This is a genomic window from Glaciibacter superstes DSM 21135, from assembly GCF_000421145.1.
Taxonomy (GTDB): domain Bacteria; phylum Actinomycetota; class Actinomycetes; order Actinomycetales; family Microbacteriaceae; genus Cryobacterium; species Cryobacterium superstes.
Genome location: NZ_ATWH01000002.1, coordinates 188,521 through 205,332 on the forward strand (window position 1 = coordinate 188,521; position 16,812 = coordinate 205,332).

Annotated in this window: 17 protein-coding genes; 12 read left to right on the top strand and 5 right to left on the bottom strand. The window is 63.8% G+C overall.

From position 1 onward, the window contains the following. Positions 1-128: 128 nt before the first annotated feature. The gene (locus K323_RS0103100) at positions 129-2,762 is read left to right on the top strand and encodes an ATP-dependent Clp protease ATP-binding subunit (RefSeq protein ID WP_022883826.1); all 2,634 of its coding nucleotides are present in this window, start codon (positions 129-131) and stop codon (positions 2,760-2,762) included. Positions 2,763-3,182: 420 nt separating this feature from the next. Here the strand turns inward: K323_RS0103100 and K323_RS28725 are convergent, their stop codons facing one another. Genes K323_RS28725 through K323_RS0103125 form a run of 5 tightly spaced genes read right to left on the bottom strand, consistent with a single transcriptional unit; the run spans position 3,183 to position 7,700 of the window. Continuing rightward, positions 3,183-4,469, bottom strand: a complete 1,287-nt coding sequence (locus K323_RS28725; protein WP_084696994.1) for a GAF domain-containing protein — start codon at positions 4,467-4,469, stop codon at positions 3,183-3,185. 45 nt (positions 4,470-4,514) lie between these two features. Further along, positions 4,515-4,898 (bottom strand): flagellar assembly protein FliW, encoded by a 384-nt coding sequence (gene fliW, locus K323_RS0103110; protein WP_022883828.1) that lies wholly within the window; start codon positions 4,896-4,898, stop codon positions 4,515-4,517. Further along, on the bottom strand, positions 4,895-5,794 hold the full coding sequence (gene flgL, locus K323_RS0103115; protein WP_022883829.1) for a flagellar hook-associated protein FlgL: 900 nt from the start codon (positions 5,792-5,794) through the stop codon (positions 4,895-4,897). The genes fliW and flgL overlap by 4 nt, the downstream gene beginning before the upstream one ends. Before the next feature lie 3 nt (positions 5,795-5,797). Beyond that, positions 5,798-7,204: a flagellar hook-associated protein FlgK gene (gene flgK, locus K323_RS0103120; protein WP_022883830.1), complete on the bottom strand. Its 1,407-nt coding sequence runs from the start codon at positions 7,202-7,204 to the stop codon at positions 5,798-5,800. Between the two features lie 10 nt (positions 7,205-7,214). Next, positions 7,215-7,700, bottom strand: coding sequence for a flagellar protein FlgN (locus K323_RS0103125; protein WP_022883831.1), 486 nt, complete (start codon positions 7,698-7,700; stop codon positions 7,215-7,217). Positions 7,701-8,043: 343 nt separating this feature from the next. Between K323_RS0103125 and K323_RS24005 the strand changes: the two genes are divergently transcribed. From K323_RS24005 to K323_RS28735, 11 genes are all read left to right on the top strand, one after another. After that, positions 8,044-8,874, top strand: coding sequence for a sigma-70 family RNA polymerase sigma factor (locus K323_RS24005; RefSeq protein ID WP_022883832.1), 831 nt, complete (start codon positions 8,044-8,046; stop codon positions 8,872-8,874). 125 nt (positions 8,875-8,999) lie between these two features. Next, positions 9,000-10,163, top strand: a complete 1,164-nt coding sequence (locus K323_RS0103135; RefSeq protein WP_026851162.1) for a flagellin N-terminal helical domain-containing protein — start codon at positions 9,000-9,002, stop codon at positions 10,161-10,163. 138 nt (positions 10,164-10,301) lie between these two features. Continuing rightward, positions 10,302-11,669, top strand: a complete 1,368-nt coding sequence (gene fliD / locus K323_RS0103140; RefSeq protein WP_022883834.1) for a flagellar filament capping protein FliD — start codon at positions 10,302-10,304, stop codon at positions 11,667-11,669. Next, a complete protein-coding gene (gene fliS, locus K323_RS0103145) occupies positions 11,666-12,106 on the top strand; it encodes a flagellar export chaperone FliS (RefSeq protein WP_022883835.1) in 441 nt (146 codons plus the stop codon). Before fliD ends, fliS begins: the two co-directional genes overlap by 4 nt. Continuing rightward, positions 12,099-12,419, top strand: a complete 321-nt coding sequence (locus tag K323_RS28730) for a hypothetical protein (RefSeq protein WP_022883836.1) — start codon at positions 12,099-12,101, stop codon at positions 12,417-12,419. Before fliS ends, K323_RS28730 begins: the two co-directional genes overlap by 8 nt. Before the next feature lie 143 nt (positions 12,420-12,562). Then, complete coding sequence (locus K323_RS0103155) at positions 12,563-12,904, top strand: flagellar basal body rod protein FlgB (protein WP_022883837.1); 342 nt, start codon at positions 12,563-12,565, stop codon at positions 12,902-12,904. Then, positions 12,904-13,296, top strand: coding sequence for a flagellar basal body rod protein FlgC (locus K323_RS0103160; protein WP_022883838.1), 393 nt, complete (start codon positions 12,904-12,906; stop codon positions 13,294-13,296). Before K323_RS0103155 ends, K323_RS0103160 begins: the two co-directional genes overlap by 1 nt. After that, on the top strand, positions 13,296-13,601 hold the full coding sequence (gene fliE, locus K323_RS0103165; RefSeq protein WP_022883839.1) for a flagellar hook-basal body complex protein FliE: 306 nt from the start codon (positions 13,296-13,298) through the stop codon (positions 13,599-13,601). The genes K323_RS0103160 and fliE overlap by 1 nt, the downstream gene beginning before the upstream one ends. Then, positions 13,601-15,196 (top strand): flagellar basal-body MS-ring/collar protein FliF, encoded by a 1,596-nt coding sequence (gene fliF, locus K323_RS0103170; protein ID WP_022883840.1) that lies wholly within the window; start codon positions 13,601-13,603, stop codon positions 15,194-15,196. Before fliE ends, fliF begins: the two co-directional genes overlap by 1 nt. Continuing rightward, positions 15,193-16,212, top strand: coding sequence for a flagellar motor switch protein FliG (gene fliG / locus K323_RS0103175; RefSeq protein WP_022883841.1), 1,020 nt, complete (start codon positions 15,193-15,195; stop codon positions 16,210-16,212). Before fliF ends, fliG begins: the two co-directional genes overlap by 4 nt. Then, positions 16,202-16,810 (top strand): FliH/SctL family protein, encoded by a 609-nt coding sequence (locus K323_RS28735; protein ID WP_022883842.1) that lies wholly within the window; start codon positions 16,202-16,204, stop codon positions 16,808-16,810. The genes fliG and K323_RS28735 overlap by 11 nt, the downstream gene beginning before the upstream one ends. Positions 16,811-16,812 lie beyond the last annotated feature (2 nt).

The following is a 16,812-nucleotide window of genomic DNA, read 5'->3' on the forward strand; positions in this document are numbered from 1 at the left end:
TTCGACGTGATCGCGGCCCATGCCATCGCCACGACAATCTGCAGTGAATTTTCAGATTTGGGAATGCTGTGACCCCTACGACGTTGAGTTGAGTCGAAGGCACTCAAGTTTGCACACCAGGAGGTCACATGCCTACGTACTTCGGTTCAGAAGATGCCGGCAACGGCTCGTTCGACGAATTCCTTGCCCGCTACCTGCAGGGCCAGCGTGCTGCGCAGTCCGGGCGCTCCATCGACATCACCCGACTACTCAGTCGTCGCACGCACGAGGTGCTCGGGCGAGCAGCGACGTACGCGGTGGAACACGGGCACACGCACGTCGACGCACTGCACATCCTCCGGGTGCTGGTCGACCGTTCGCCGATCATCGACGCAGTGAAGAGCACTGGTGCCGATCCGGCGGCCGTCGCGTCTGCGGCAGAGCAACGGCTTCCGGAGAAGTCTGACGACCGCCAGGACACCGCACCAGCGCTCACCCCGTCTGCGCAGCGTGCGCTGCTCGACGCGCATCAGGTCGCGCGCGCTTTCGGGTCGACGTATATCGACCCAGAGCATCTCTTCTTTGCGTTCGTCGTGAACCAGGACTCGCCCGCCGGGCAGGTGCTCGCTTCCGCCGGCGTCACTCCGGAATCGCTGCAAGCCGGGGTACGCTCGCCGCAGGAGAGCGCGACGGCTCGGCCGTCGGCATCCGTCGACTCAGACACCCCGATGCTCGACACCTACGGCATCGATCTGACCGCGCGAGCCCGCGAGGGTGCGCTCGATCCGGTCATCGGGCGGGCAGACGAGATCGAGCAGACCATCGAGATCCTGTCGAGGCGCACCAAGAACAACCCGGTGCTGATCGGCGAGGCCGGTGTCGGCAAGACCGCGATCGTCGACGGTATCGCCCAGGCGATCGTTGACGGCCAAGTGCCTGAGCAGCTGCGCGGCAAGCGCGTCGTTGCGCTCGATCTGCCCGGGATGCTCGCGGGAACCCGGTTCCGCGGCGACTTCGAGGAGCGCCTCACCAAGACCATGGACGAGATCGCGGCCCGCTCAGGCGAGGTGATCGTTTTCATCGACGAACTCCACACTGTGATCGGCGCCGGCGGCAGCGGTGAGGGCGGAATGGACGCAGGCAACATCCTGAAGCCACGCCTTGCCCGCGGCGACCTGCATGTGGTTGGAGCGACAACGCTCAAGGAGTACCGCAAGGTCGAGAAGGACCCGGCCTTTGAACGGCGATTCCAGCCGGTCACGGTTGGTGAGCCGAACATCGAGGATGCCGTGCGCATCCTCGCCGGCCTGCAGGGTCGATACGAGGAGCACCACGCTGTTCGCTACACCGATGCGGCGATCCGGAGCGCGGTCGAGATGTCGGCCCGCTACGTGCCAGACCGGTTCCTGCCGGACAAGGCCATCGACCTCATCGACCAGGCAGGGGCGCGCCTGCGCCTGAAGCTCGGAATCGGTGTCGATGTGTCGGCGCTGCGTGCTCAGGTGGCAGAACTCGACGAGTCGAAAGACGCTGCGGTCGCCGGAGAACGCTACGAAGAGGCGTCGCAGCTGCGAGACGAGATCGAGGCCGTTCGGGAGAAGATCCGGGCGGCTGAGACCTTCAACAGTGCTGAGACTGTCAACAATGCTGAGACCTTCAACAGCGCTGAGACGACGGATGCCGCAGCCGCCGGTGACGCCACCGGCACTCCGGCCATCGTGGACGAGAAGGAGATCGCCGAGATCATTTCGCGCTCAACCGGCATCCCGGCCAGCCGTCTCACCGAAGGAGATCGCGTTCGCCTCGGCCGGCTGGAAGACGACCTGCACGAGCGAGTGGTCGGCCAGGACGACGCGGTGACGGTGATCGCGAAGTCGGTGCGGAGGAACCGCACCGGACTGGGCGACGCACGCCGCCCAGTCGGAAGCTTCCTGTTCCTCGGACCGACGGGTGTCGGCAAGACCGAGCTCGCCAAGTCGCTGGCGCACTCGCTGTTCGGCGACGAGACCGCGATGATCCGTTTCGACATGAGCGAGTTCGGAGAACGGCACACCGTGTCGCGACTGGTCGGGGCTCCTCCCGGATACGTCGGGTACGACGAGGCTGGCCAGCTCACCGAACGTGTGCGGCGCAACCCGTACTCTGTCGTGCTGCTCGACGAGATCGAAAAGGCGCACCCTGACGTGTTCAACCTGCTGCTGCAGGTGCTCGACGACGGTCGCCTGACCGATGGGCAGGGGCGCACGGTCGACTTTCGCAACACGGTGATCATCATGACCTCGAACCTCGGTTCTGAGTTCCTGGCGAGCAGGAGTGGTGCGTTGGGATTCGTCGCAGACACCGACGGAAGCGGCAACGGTTTCGGCTCGGAGAAGGCGCTGCGTGATCGTGTGATGGGCAAGCTGCGTGAGGCCATGCGGCCGGAGTTTCTCAACCGCATCGACGAGGTCGTGTTGTTCCGCAAGCTCGACCAGGAGCAGCTGCACCAGATCGTGCGGCTGATGCTCGCCGAGACCGAGGTGCGTCTTGCCTCGCAAGACATCGGCCTCACTGTGAGCGAGGAAGCCGTCGAGTGGATCGCCACTCGCGGCTACGAGCCCGAGTACGGTGCAAGGCCGCTGCGCCGCGTCATCCAGCGTGAACTCGACGATCGCATCGCCGATCTGCTGGTCTCCACCGACCTGCGGGCCGGCGGGCAGGTGAGTGTCAGCGTTGAAGGCGAGGGCGACGAGCGGGTACTGCTGGTCCAGGCGCGGGAGATTCACGTGCCGCTGGCCGCGTAGAGCACGGCACGTGAGGAGGGGCGCCGGTCGGCGCCCCTCCTCACGACATGTGACCTCAGCTCCCGTTGCACCAAGGTAGGAAAAGGCGTTGCAGAACGCACGCTTTGTCCTCGTTTCGACACGTTGGGCGCACTTCCTCCTACTTTGGCGTGCGTGCTCAGGCGCGGGCCAGGATGGAGCGCAGGTCGCTGCCGGAAGGGAGTTCTCCGTAGAAATGCACTCGCGTCGCGCCGAGACGTGACCGAATAAAGGTGTCGGTCACGGCATCTGGAGCACCACGCAAAAGCAGCGCGCTTCTCCTTGAGCGAGTGCACATCGCCCAGCAGCATGTCGAGTTCGATCCAACCGATCCACATGCGTCCAGGCTGACACAACCGAACCGAGACGGCCAGCATGACGGCCGCAACCGGATCGAACCGGCTAACCGTCCCTCTTCGCGCGTTTGGCATCCTGAGCGTGCGACCACAAGGCGTGCTGGGTGAGAAGGGCCAAATCGCGCAGCTGAGCGGCGTCGATGGCCGTGCCCTGTCGGGCTTCAGTGTCGAAGACGCACAGCGCGCCGATCCGCTGGCCGTCCGGAGATTCGACCGGATAGCCGGCGTAGAACAGGACGCGTGCGCCATCGACGTGGGACATCACGCCCGCGAACCGGTCGTCGGCGGCGGCATCCGGCACGATCAGCGCCTTCGATTCACGGATGGTGACGTCACAGAAAGAGTTCACCCGCGGAATTTCAGCTTTGTTCATGCCTGCGCTCGCTTTGTACCACTGCCGGTCGTTGTCGATAAACGTGATGGCCGCGTACCGGGTTCCGAAGAGGGATCTGGCGAGTTCGACGATTTTGTCGAATCTCTCGTCCGGTGCCGTGTCGACGATGCCCACGTCGTCAAGCGCCTTTTGCCTGGCTACCTCGTTCGCGCTCAGCTCCTCAGCGTGGGGAGCCGCTGTGCTCTGGGTCGACCCGGCCAGCGCAGAGCGTGCACGGCTCAGCTTGGGGCTTAGGTGCTCTGCGAGCGCTTCAGCCCACAATCGGTAGCCTTCTGGCGATCGATGTCGAGTGGTGCCGACAGCAGTCAATTCCGGCAGTCGAAGGAAGCTGGTATGTGCATCGCGCACGTTCGAGCACAGCTGTTGGCTGATCTTGTTGAGGATGTGGGCGTGGCGATCCGCGAGAGATCCGATCCAGTGGTCATAAATAGGGATGGACCGAATGGGCGGGATTCCGAGTGTGACGATCAGCGTCGACGGTGAGGAGCTCTCGTGGAGGGTGCGCAAGAGAGCGCTGCTAGCGTCACGCCAGACCAACGGCGCGACGAGTTGCATCACATCGTTCACACCGCCGCTGACGATGACGGCATCGTACTGTCGCAGATCCCGGTTGCCCAGCAACACGGCGGCCGAGGAGATCGTCAGGCCGGGATCGGCGAGAACGTCGACGTTCGCTCCGTGCCCGGTGCGAGCGGATAATTCGCGAGCGAGGTGGCCGGGCAGCGCCAACTCGTGACTGCGCACCCCATAGCCAACGGCCGGCCCGCTGCCGAAAACGAGAATTCGGTGCGGGTCAAGACCCGAAGCGTGTGCGTGGGGCGCGTCGTCCGGGCGTGGGACCAAGGGGAGTTCGATGAGAGCGCGCCAGGACCGCACGAGCAGCCGGAGAGCGGGTCGAACGATGGCCCACACAAGTACCAGCTGCCTTCTTGAACTCATGTCCGCCGATGTCCGCCGTTCGGCTGCAACGGTTGCTGCGCCGCGCTAGGCGGCCCGTTGCCCGAGAGGCAATTGGAGCGGCCAGTCATGACCCTCCAGAATAACCTGCGCGCAGACGCCGGTTGACTTGTTCACGACGATCGGGGCCATCAGATTCACTGTTGTGCCGCTCGGCCCAGCGTTCGCGACCACAAGCACAACTGCATCCTCCGGTTGGCCCAAACCGAGCGCGGCGCTCTGCTCGTCTGAAATGACGGGCGTGTAGTCCGGCAGACAGGTGCCGGCATCCAGAACGAAAAGCCGGACCCCGTCCTTTTCGACGGCCTCGAGCACGAAGAGACCCGCAGCGCCATCGATTTCGCGGAGCGTAAAGTCGACAAGTGGGGAAAGTCCGGGCGGGGGAGCGAGGAAGCTGATCTGGCCTCTCATCTCAGGAAATCCATCAACGTTGGTTGCAGAACCCGAGCCGTGACCGCCAGCGCGGCCTGGTAGCTCACTTCCTGCATCTTCAAGTCGAGAATGACACGACCGAGATCGATGTCTTCGATACCCGAACGCTGAATCTCCAATGCGCCTGCCTGTTCCACGTTTGCTTCCTCCGCGCGTTCAATCTGAGCCAGACGTGCCCCCGCAGACGCCTGTTGTCCGAGGATAGCGTTCACCCGGTCATCGATGGCATCCAAATGCGCACTGATTGGTTCAGCAGCAGGATCTCGCAGATCCTGGACGATCGTGTCGATCAGGGCGAACACCGAATCTCCGCCGGTGCCGAAAACCGCTGCTCCGTCCGCATCAACGCGCACTGTGGACTCCGCGTTCACCCGGCGTTCGACAGTTCCATCGGAACCGACGTGGACTATATCGCCGTCCGCATCGGCAGTGAAAGCGGCCGGCTGGTCGGAGTTACCGGCGAACACCGATCGTCCCATGTATTTGGTATTCGCCTGGGCGAGCAGCTCAGTCTTCAGACCGTCGAGCTCCACAGCGATCGCTTCTTTCGCCGCCGGCGACATCGTCCCCTCGTTCGCGCCCTGCACAGTGAGGTCACGCACTTTTCTCATCAGAGCGTTGGTCGCGGAGAAGGCGGAGTCAATAGTTGTCAGCCAGGCGTCGCCGTCGGCGATGTTGCGTCCGTACTGTTCGGCCGCACGCAACTCGGCGCGAACACGCAAAGCGCTGGCGGTGCCGCCTGGATCATCGGAGGGGCGCGTGATCGCCTTGCGGGACGATGCCTGCTCCTGCAACTGCGCGAGCTGAGCCATGTTGGTCTGCAGATTGCGCTGGGCGGAGCGCATGAGCGTCTGATTCGTGACTCTGGAGATCATCGTCTACCTCCCGACGATTCCGGTGCGATTGATCAGAGTATCGAGCATCTCGTCGACGGCGGTCATGACCCGTGCCGCACCCTGGAAAGCATGCTGATACATCAGCAGGTTGACGTTCTCCTCGTCCAGCGAAACGGATGCGCCGGACAACTGAGTGGTCAGCGCCGAACTGGCGGCCAGATCGGCCAGGGTCGCATGCTGCATCTCGGCGCTGGTGGCGACGCCGATTCCGGTGACGATGGTCGACCACATGCTGTCCGGAGAGCCATCGCCGACGCCGAGCTGGGAAATCGCGTCGGCGATCGAGCCATCGGCTCCGCCGATCCCTGCGTTGATTCCACTTGCATCGGTGGGGATGACCGTGAGGCCCTGGGCGGCGGGGACCGGGGGAACACCGAGTGTGAGCCCGAAGAAGTCGGGACCAGGGTTGGCGGGGTCGCTGCCTCGATGAATTGCGTTCACTTGCTCAGCCAAGTTGGTAGCGAAGTCGTTGTACGACTTGGCGGCCTGAGCGAGGGCCCCACCGTTGTCCGCATTGGCCAGCATCGACAGAGCACCGGCGATCTCGCCGCCGTCCAGGTTGACGGGGACGGTGCTGCCGCCTGCCCAGGCGATGGTGACGCTCCCGCCGCCGAGGCCCGCCAGGTCGTCGGAGCCGGTGACCTTCACAGTACGGAACGTGTCGCCGGAAACAATCGCGTTGCCGCCGATGAGAACGTTCACCGTGCCGTCGGCCTGTTCCTGCACGGTGCCGCCGGCGAGGGCGGCGATGGTGGCGGTGTACATGGCGCGTTGGTCAAGCAGTTCATTCACCGAACCGCCCGCGGCGAGTGTTGAACGGATGCTCGCGTTGAGCTCGGCCACGCGTGCCGCTGTCGAGTTGAGTTCGGCGGCCATGCCGTCGACCTGAACCCGAAGTTGCGACCACTGGTTTTCGACCTCGCCGTAGCCCGTGGCGATCTGCGCCGTCAGCGCTCTGGCCTCTTCGAGGAGCACGCCGGCCGATGACGGCTCGCCGACCCGGTTCGACAGATCCTGCCAGGCCGCCCAGAAGTCCTGCAACTGATCGGAGATCCCGTTCTCGCCCGGCTCGTGGAGCGATGTTTCGAGCGAGCTCATGGTGTTGGCGCGTACGGCGCTGTATCCAGCGGATGCCGCCGTGGAACGTACTCTGGCGTCGAAGTAGGTGTTGCCGAGACGCGCGATTCCGTCGATGGAAACGCCCTCGCCGGGGCGTGCACCTGTCGTGAAGAGCCCAGCGTCGATCGGGCTGATCGCCGAGGTCGAGATCCGTTGACGGGTGTATCCGGGCGTGTTCGCGTTTGCGATGTTCTGCCCGACAACGTCGAGCCCGCGGCGCGCCGCAACCAGTCCGGAATACGCGACGTTCAATCCACCGAATGTGCTCAAGGAGCGGTCCTCACAAGTTCTTTTCGAAAAGTCGTGCGTTCTGTGACGACCGGTCAGAGACACCCTTGGCATCGTAGGTACTGGAGTCGCCACCAACACCAGCCAGAGTTTCCTGCGTTGAACGAGCCGCTGCACGCAGGAAGCGTTCATTCACGTCCCGCAGGTTCTTGATCTCGGCGGTGAGATTGGTCATCGCATCGAGATGCGCGTCGAAGATCTCTCCCCACGGGCCGTCTGGGGCGTGGGCGACGAGTTCTCGCAGGGTCGCATCCTGGTCCGTGCCCCACTCCGTTGCGAGGGCTGCGACTTCAACTGTGCGCCCGAGGCCGGCCTCCCGCAGCAATACCATGACCTGTTCGACTTCCCTGGTCGCGTGCTGCAGCCAGCGGGTCTTGCCTGCCGTCAATAGCAGCTGCTCCTCTTCGAGCTTGAAGGTCAGGAGGTCGAGCAATTCCCGTTCGCGCCACAGTAGAGCTGAGAGTTCGTTCGCCCCCATCGTTCCTCCAACCGCCCTTTCCGAATCTTGCGCGGGCTCATACCGGGGGTATGGGCTCCAGCTCTGTTCGAGGAGAACTATCGGCCTAGGCGAGCCTCATGTTAGTGACGAGAGCTTGGAATCGGCCGCTCATCCAGGCGCGGCGTGTCCTCATAAGAGAGGACGGCATCTGCCCCGAAATGGGGGAGTCAACATCACTTGATGCGTCCGGGGCGTTGTTAGCGTTGAACCGAAGCAGAATGCGGTCGGGTTCCCGGTCGATCGCGTTCAGCTTTGTAAGAGGAACCCGTGCTTACCCAGCAACAAATAAAAGGTCCGCACTCAAGTCGCACAGGGGTCCATCATGAATCGTGCAGAGCGAAACAAGCTCGTCACGGACAACCTACCGCTCGTCGGCTACCTCGTCTCCGAGGTGTGGGCGAAGGCTAGGCATCTCTCTCGTGAGGATCTCGCTTCTTCAGGGGCACTCGCGCTCGTCACCTCCGCAGACGCCTTCAATCCTGGCTTGGGGATTCCCTTCGGCGCCTTTGCCCGCAGGAGGATCGTCGGGGCGTTCGCGGATGAGATGCGCTCAAGCGACTGGGCAACTCGTTCAGCACGCCGCCGGATCAAAGAGACCGTTGCCGTGCAAGAGACGCTCGTTGCCGCGCTGGGGAGAAATCCAACAATAGACGAGGTCGCGGCCTCGCTCGGGGTTGACAGAGAATCGGCAGCTGCCGGGATGGCTGATGCGTCCCGCACGCTGTCGAATCTGGACGATGCCACCGCAGAATTCCTGGTCGCAGAAACCGCTCTCCCAGAGGAGTCCGTGCTGACCGCGGAACGACTGGCCTACCTGCGAGCCTCCGTAGCGGCCCTCCCAGAGCGAATGCAGTACATCGTCCATCAGGTGTACTTCGGTGATCGAACCGTCAAGGAACTCGCCGAGGAACTCGGAACCACGCATTCCGCTGTCTCGCAGCAGCGGGCAGAGGCAATCCGTTTGATTCGCGATGGACTCGCAACGCACTACGCCGACGATGCCGCGGCCCCGGTTGTTCCGGTGTCGAGGATCGCCCAGGCGAGCCGGGAGGCGTACCTCTCGCGTGTCGCGGAGAATGCTCCTGCGTACAGCCGGATACATCACTCACCTCAAGGTGCCGGCGTGCTGCTCCGCAGGACGGCTGCCTCCTAGGTTTCTGTCCTTAGCCCGGCAATTCTCTGGTTCTTCCTAACGCCGACGCCTGACCGGCCGATAGGTCACAATGCCAGCCCATGGATGGGCCGGTGAACTCAGACCCAATCACGGAGGAACACACCATGGGTATGCAAATCAACACCAACATCGCGGCACTCAACTCGTACCGCAACCTGTCCAGCACGCAGAACGACCTGTCGAAGTCGCTGGAGAAGCTCTCCAGTGGACTCCGCATCAACCGTGCAGCGGACGACGCAGCAGGGCTCGCCATTTCGGAGGGCCTGCGCGCCCAGATCGGTGGCCTCACGGTTGCCGCTCGTAACGCGCAGGACGGCATCTCGGTCATCCAGACCGTTGAAGGTTCGCTCACCGAGGTTCACTCGATCCTGCAGCGCATGCGCGACCTCGCCGTTCAGGCCGGTAACGACTCGAACAGCGACGAGGCACGCGGCGCGATCACGACCGAGGCGAATGCGCTGGTCTCCGAGCTCTCGAGGATCTCGTCGTCGACGAACTTCAACGGCATCCAGCTGCTCGACGGCTCTGAAGGCTCGCTGAGCTTCCAGGTCGGTGCTGATGGGGATGCGAGCAGCCAGATCCAGGTCAGCCTGGCCAACGCCAACGTGTCGGATGTCGCGGCCACGCTTGGCAACGCATCCAGCGGCGCCACGGCGGCCGTTCTCACGCCGACCGATGTCACCGGCGCCATGACGTTCTCGATCACCGAGGCTGACGCGAGCACGAGCACCGTGACCACCGCATCCGTCGGTGGTGCCGGAAGCATCACCACGGTTCAGCAGCTCGCCGACATCCTGAACGCCGACACCGCGTTCAGCGGCAAGCTGGTCGCCGGTGTGAATGCGGACAACGAGCTGACGGTGACAGCACTCAGTGGCGGCTCTGTCGTGGGTGGCGCTACCGCCGGTACCGACGCAAGCGCCGGTACTGGAGTCTCCGTCTCCGCTGCTGCAGCCGGTCCCGCGGGGCTCGACTTCAGCAGCGCAACAGGTGCTGCTGCCGCGATCACGCTCATCGATGGGCAGATCACGGCAATCTCCACCGCACGCGCCGAGCTCGGTGCTGTGCAGAACCGGTTCGAGTCGGCGATCAACACGCTCAACGTCTCGAAGGAGAACATCACCGCTGCCGAGTCGCGCATCCGCGACACCGACATGGCAGAAGAGATGGTCAACTACACCCGTGCCAACTTGCTCTCGCAGGCCGGCACGGCCATGCTGGCGCAGGCCAACCAGTCCAACAGCGGAATCCTGCAGCTCCTCCGCTAGATCTGGCCTCTGAGCCGGACTGGGCACAAGAACAACGCCCGGCGGCGATGGAGCGAGATCTGGACCTCTTTCTCCCTCGCCGCCTGGCGTTTCCCGGCCGGCCACCAGTAATGCCCTACTAATCGCGAAGGAACGATCATGGGACTCGCAGTCGACGGCCTGATCAGCGGCCTGAACACCACTGAGCTGATCAACTCGCTCATGCAGCTCGAGGCGATCCCGCAAAACCTGCTGAAGACCAGGGTGGACGGCGCACAAGACCGGATCACCGCCCTGCAGGGTCTCAACACCAAGATCGCGGCGCTTGCCGAACTCGCGACCAAGGCTGCCAAGTCAGACTCCCTCGACCTGTACAAGGCGACCAGCAGCTCTGCCGATGTCAGCGCAGCCGTCACCAGCGGCGCCAGCAGCGGCCAGATCAACGTGGTCGTCACCACACTTGCGCAGGCGCACGTCGCAGTCTCTGCCGCGATCTCCGCTTGGCCGGACGACCCCCCGGTACTCACGATCGTCGGCAGCGACGGCAGCCACATGCAGGTGACGGCAACGTCAACCTCGCTCGACGATGTGGCGGCGGCCATCAACGGCGCAGAAGCCGGGGTCACCGCAATGAAGATCGCGGCTGGCGATGGCACCTTCCGCCTGCAACTCACGGCATCCGAAACCGGCGAGGCAGGCGCGTTCGAGGTTTACCGCGGAACCAGCGCAGACGTCACGGCCGGCACCGCCACCGACGTACTCGATCCGGCGAGCGGCGCGGCGGTCATCACGCAGGCGACGGATGCCGTTGTGACACTGTGGGCCGGGACAACGGCCGAGCAGACCATCACCTCATCGACAAACACCTTCACAAACCTCCTCCCCGGCGTCGATGTCACCGTCAAGAAGGCATCGACAGATCCGGTGTCCATCACCGTCGCCCGCGACGACGAAGCGGTCAGCAAAATTGCCAAGGATTTCGTCAGCGCTTTGAACGAGGTCTTCGCCATCATCTCGACGAAGTCCGCCGTGACCAACAGCACAGATGCCTCTGGCAACCCTGTGATCTCTTCGGGCGTATTCACGGGGGACACCTCCGTTCAGAGCATCAACCAGCGCGTGCTCTCCGCAGCTTCCCTGCCGGTCGACGGGCATTCCCCGTCCGAGATTGGCATCAGCATCACCAAGACGGGCACGATCGAGTTCGACGCAGAGAAGTTCGCGAAAGCGTTGTCCGAAGACCCAGCCAATGTGGCAACCGTCGTGCAGGAACTCGGCACCAGAGTCGCGGACGTCTCTGCGCAGATCTCGGACAAGTACGACGGCGAAATCACCAGCCGCATCACCGGCCAGGAGTCAATGGTCGACAGCCTCGGCGACCAGATCAGCGACTGGGATCGGCGTCTCGAATCGCGCAGGGCAAGTCTTGAGCGCATTTACGCATCGCTTGAAGTGCAGCTGAGCAACCTCGAGTCACAGGGTTCCTGGCTGAGCTCCCAACTCGGCTCGCTGAATCCGAGTGCATGATGATCACTCCAATGGGCGGTGCTTCCGCCGCACGTTCGCGGTATAACACCGACGCGGTGCTCTCTGCGAGCCCGGTGCGCTTGCTCACCATGCTGTATGACCGGCTACTCCTTGATCTCGGTCGTGCAGAGGCAGCGCAGATGGAGGAGAACTGGTCGATCGCCTCGGAGAACCTCCTGCACGCCCAGGCGATAGTCGCTGAACTCAGCTCATCGCTCAAAGTCGATCTCTGGGACGGCGGCGAAGGCCTCATGGCCATCTACGCCTACGTGTCGAACGCGCTGATCAGCGCCAACGTGCACCGTGACGTGGCCCGCACCAGAGAGAGCATCGCTCTACTCGAGCCGCTGCGGGCGACCTGGCACGAAGCCGCAGACCAATTGGCGCAGGCGACGCCCCCCGTCGTGCCTGCCGGCAGGGAACTCGGTTTTGCCTAGCCTGGCCGGAGACAGGGAAGGCTGGCTCCGGATCCTCACCGATCTCGAGGCTGAACTCAGCATCCGGACGCCAGACGCGGCAGGTTCCAACGTCGCAGACCAAAACACGACGGTTTGGGTGGCGCCGCGACGGCTCGGCCCGATTCCGCAAGATCTCGAGGAGCGGGCCCGACTGTTGCTCGCCGCACAGAGTGAGCGACGTGAACGCCTCGAAGAGGCACAGCGGGTAACGGGCAGGCACCTGACCGCGTTGCGCTCTGTGCCATCAGGTTCTTCCCCGGACCGGTCCGTGTACCTCGACGTTCTGGGCTGAGTCTCCCGAAACAATCCACGATTCGCAGATCGTGGCTAACGAATCCTGAGCATTGGCCGATAGATACAGGCGAGCACGGATCGCTCAACGCAGAGGCCACGGATGGGCCGCCCTGACCTCTTGACGACGAAAATCGGGTAGTCGTGTTTGATTCCGTGACCTCTATCGCAGTCTCCAGCGCCCTGGACGGCCTTGCCGAACGGCAACGCACGATTGCGAACAACATCGCCAACGTCAACACCCCCGACTATCACGCGAAACGCGTGATCTTCGAAGGTGCCCTTGCCCAGTCGGTGCAAGAAGGCGACGGCCACGTATCCGCCACAACCGAACGCTCACTGGAGCCGACACGGCTGAACGGCAACAACGTGAATCTCGACACAGAGACGCTCTCCAACATCGACACCGTGTTGCGGTACCAGTTCGCGACACGAGCCGCTGAAGGTCCGTTTACCGCCATGCGGTCGGCGCTGAGGACCACCTGATGACCTTCGACGCAATCGGGATCGCGGCATCCGGCCTGACCCTGCACCGCAAATGGCTGGATGCCGTCTCCGACAACCTCGCGAACATCAACACCGTCACTGGGACCGACGGGGATGCCTTCCAAGCCAGATACGTCATCGCCCAGGAAGGCGAGGGAACGTCCGGCGTCTACGCGGCCGGCGTCGCCGCGGGGGATGCGGATGGCCGAGTCACCTTCCAGCCAGACCACCCGCTCGCCGACGAAAACGGATACGTGCGGTACCCGGATATCGACATGGCGGAGCAGATGGGCGCCCTGATCATGGCGCAACGCGGGTACCAGGCTAACGCTGCCGTTGTCGACCGTGCCAAGACCACCTACGAAGCAGCTTTGCAGATTGGTCGTGCGTAATGCCGCCCCTCGCGATCAACCCGGTGCAGGCAACGACCGCAACCGGTTATCTGCCCAGCCCCCAGAACATCGAGCCAACGGATGGCTCCGGCTTCGCGTCGATTCTCACCGGTGCCGTTGACAACGTTCAGCAGCTGAAGTCCACGTCAAACGAATTGGCCATCAAGGCGGTGACGGGAGACCTGCAGGACATCCACACCGCCACGATTGCGTCAACGCAGGCTCAGGTCACCCTGGAAGTGGTCGCAGCCATCCGGAACAAGGGCATTGAAGCCTTTAACGACATCATGCGGATGCAGGCGTAATGCCGGCACAGGTCAGTTCAGCGCTGCGGCGATTCACGCAGGCGATCCGCGAGTTCAGTATCGCGCAGCGCACCGTCGCTCTGATCGGCGTCGCCGTGTTGGTCCTCGGCATCGCAGCCCTTGCCATGTGGGCCATGAAACCGTCGTACACACCATTGTTCTCCGGGCTGAGCGGATCGGACGCGAACATCATCGTGGATCAGCTGCGTACAGACGGTGTGGAGTATGAGCTCAGTGACGGCGGCGCGACGATTCTGGTTCCGGAAAGCGTCGTCTACGACCAGCGATTGAAGGCCGCCGCCGCCGGGCTGCCGTCCTCCAGCACCGAAGGCTATTCGCTGTTGGACAAGATGGGCGTCACCTCCTCCGAATTCCAGCAGTCTGTCACCTACAAGCGCGCCCTAGAGGGCGAATTGGCCTCGACCATTCAGGCGATGAGTGGCGTCAAGGCGGCCTCGGTCCGGCTGGCGATTCCCGAAGAGACGGTCTTCGCGGCTGAGAAGAGCGACCCGACGGCATCCGTCTTCGTCGAGACCCAGAACGGCGTCACCCTGAGCACGGACCAGGTGCAGGCGGTCGTGCACCTCACCTCGGCGTCGATCGACGGCATGTCGCCTCAGGACGTCGCTGTGATCGATGCTCAGGGCATCGTGCTCTCGGCCGTTGGCGTCGGTGCCACGGGCGGCGCGGATCAGCAAGCATCCGACTACGAACAGAGGGTCACCACAGCGGTCCAGGCCATGCTCGACAAGGTCGTGGGGCCCGGCAACTCCACGGTCGCCGTCGCTGCAGACATGAGTTATGAAACCGCACAGGTCACCGAGGAATCGTTCACGACCCCGGAGCAGGGTCCGGCTCTGAACGAAGCTGTCAAGACCGAGACCTACACGGGAACCGGAGGAGGGGCGGCAGGAGTCCTCGGCCCGGACAACATCGCAGTCCCAGCGACAGGCGGCGGAAACGGAACCTTCACCTCTGAGGACACCACCCGAAACAACGCCATCAACAAGGTGACGGAGTCGCGCACCATCCCGGCCGGGGCCATCAATCGGCAAAGCATCTCCGTCGCCGTCGACAAGGAAGCCGCTGCGAACTTGAACGTCAACGACGTCTCAGCGCTCGTCGCTTCTGCCGCAGGCATCGACATCGCCCGCGGTGACGACGTGACCGTCGAGGTCGTCGAGTTCAATAGCACTGGGGCGGCGACCGCAGCGGAGGCCCTCGCCGCTGCCGAAGCGGCAGCGGCGGCCGAACGGACGGCCGGAATCATCCAGACGGTGATCATGTCAGCAGGCATCGTCGTCCCGTTCGTGCTCGGTCTGATCCTCTACGCGCGTCGCTCAAAGCGACAGAGCAGGGAGACCATCGAAATCGGCGAGTTGAACGGCACCAGGTCGGCTCTCGGAACCGCCACCATGCCGATCGAGCTCGGGGCTGCGACAATGCCGCTCGGCCTCGACCCGAGTCCGAGCGTGAACTTCCAATCGGCCGCGGGCAACCGTAAACGCGCGGACATCGACGCCCTCGCCGAGCGCGACCCGCGAAAGGCCGCGCAGTTCCTCCTCGGCCTCACCGATGACAGGCAGCCGGTATGACCGACGCGTTGGACCTTCTCACCGGACCGCAAAAAGCGGCAGTCGTTCTGATGAATATGGATCAGGAACGAGCGGTGCTGGTCATGAAACAGTTCACAGAGGCCGAGGCGGAGGAGATCGTTTCCGAGATCGTGCGCATGCGGCGGGTCGACGCAGCCGTCGCAGAGCGTGCCCTCGATGAATACCACCAGCTCACTCTGACGGGGACCATCAACTCGCGCGGCGGCCGGGACGTCGCCGTCGGCCTGCTCGAGGCGTCGTTCGGTGCCGACCGCGCGGCCGGGGTCATGAACCGGGTCGCCTCTTCGATGGCCGGCAAGGCCTTCGAGTTCCTCGACTCAGCTGAACCAGGTCAGGTGGTGACCCTTCTCGACGGCGAACTGCCGCAGACCATTGCCCTGGTGCTCGCGCACCTGCGGCCAGAGCATGCCTCCCTGGTGATTTCCGGGCTCGACGACACCATGCGCACCGATGTGGCGCAGGGCATCGCCACCATGGGCAGCGCAACCCCTGAGGCAGTTCGCACAGTCACCGAGATTCTGAAGGGACGCGCAGGAGCCGTCGTTTCGTCCCGGGAATCGCTGGAGGTTGTCGGCGGGGTCGAACCCCTGGTCGAGATCATCAACCGGGCGAACGTGGCGACAGAGCGTGCCCTCCTCGAAGGACTCGAACTGCGAGACCCAGAACTTGCCGCCGAAATCCGCTCCCGCATGTTGACCTTCGCGGATATCGTCAAACTCGATCACCGTGACGTGCAGCAGGTACTGCGCGGAATTGACACCTTCGTGCTGGCAACCGCCATGAAGGGCAGCTCGGAATCCGTCATCGAGGTCATCAGGACCAACTTGTCTGAGCGCAACCGGACCATTCTCGACGAAGAGATCGTGAACATCGGACCCGTCCGCATGTCCCACGTTGAGGAAGCACGTGCCGACATCGTTCGAGCCATCCGCGATCTCGAGGCCCAGGGTACGATCACCGTTCAGCGCACAGATGAAGACGAGTATGTCTACTGAGGCCGCGTTTCTCGCCACACCCTTTCCCCGGCTGGGCGACGACGAGACGAGACGGATCGAACGGGTCGCGCGCGCCCAGGGACACGCGGCCGGATACACCGAAGGGCTCCGTGCGGCGCAGGCGGAGATCGACGCCCGCAGAGCCGAGCTGGAAGCGGACCATGCTGCGCGTCAGGTCCGGGCCCAGCGCCAAACCGATTCCGCGCTCGCGCTACTTGGCCGGGCGGCAGAGGCGCTCAACTCGCGAACGCTCCCCATACTCGAGGAGCTGCGCCGGGAGCTTGCAGCGGCAGCCGTCGAACTGGCGGAAGCCGTCCTCGGTTACGAATTGGCCGACCACGAAACCGCGGCCCACGCCGCACTCGATCGGGTGTGTGCCGCCGGCGACCCAAGGCTCGTGCACACCGTGCGGATGCATCCGGACGACGTCAGCCTGCTCGCAGCGAACGTCGGTGCGACGACCGGCATCGAGCTGTCCGCCGACCCGTCATTGGCGCGCGGAGACGCCGTCATGGAATTCCCAGACGGTTATCTCGATGCCCGCCTGGCCTCTGCCCTGGCCCGGGCAAAGGCCGCGCTGCTTGGGGCGAACCAATGACC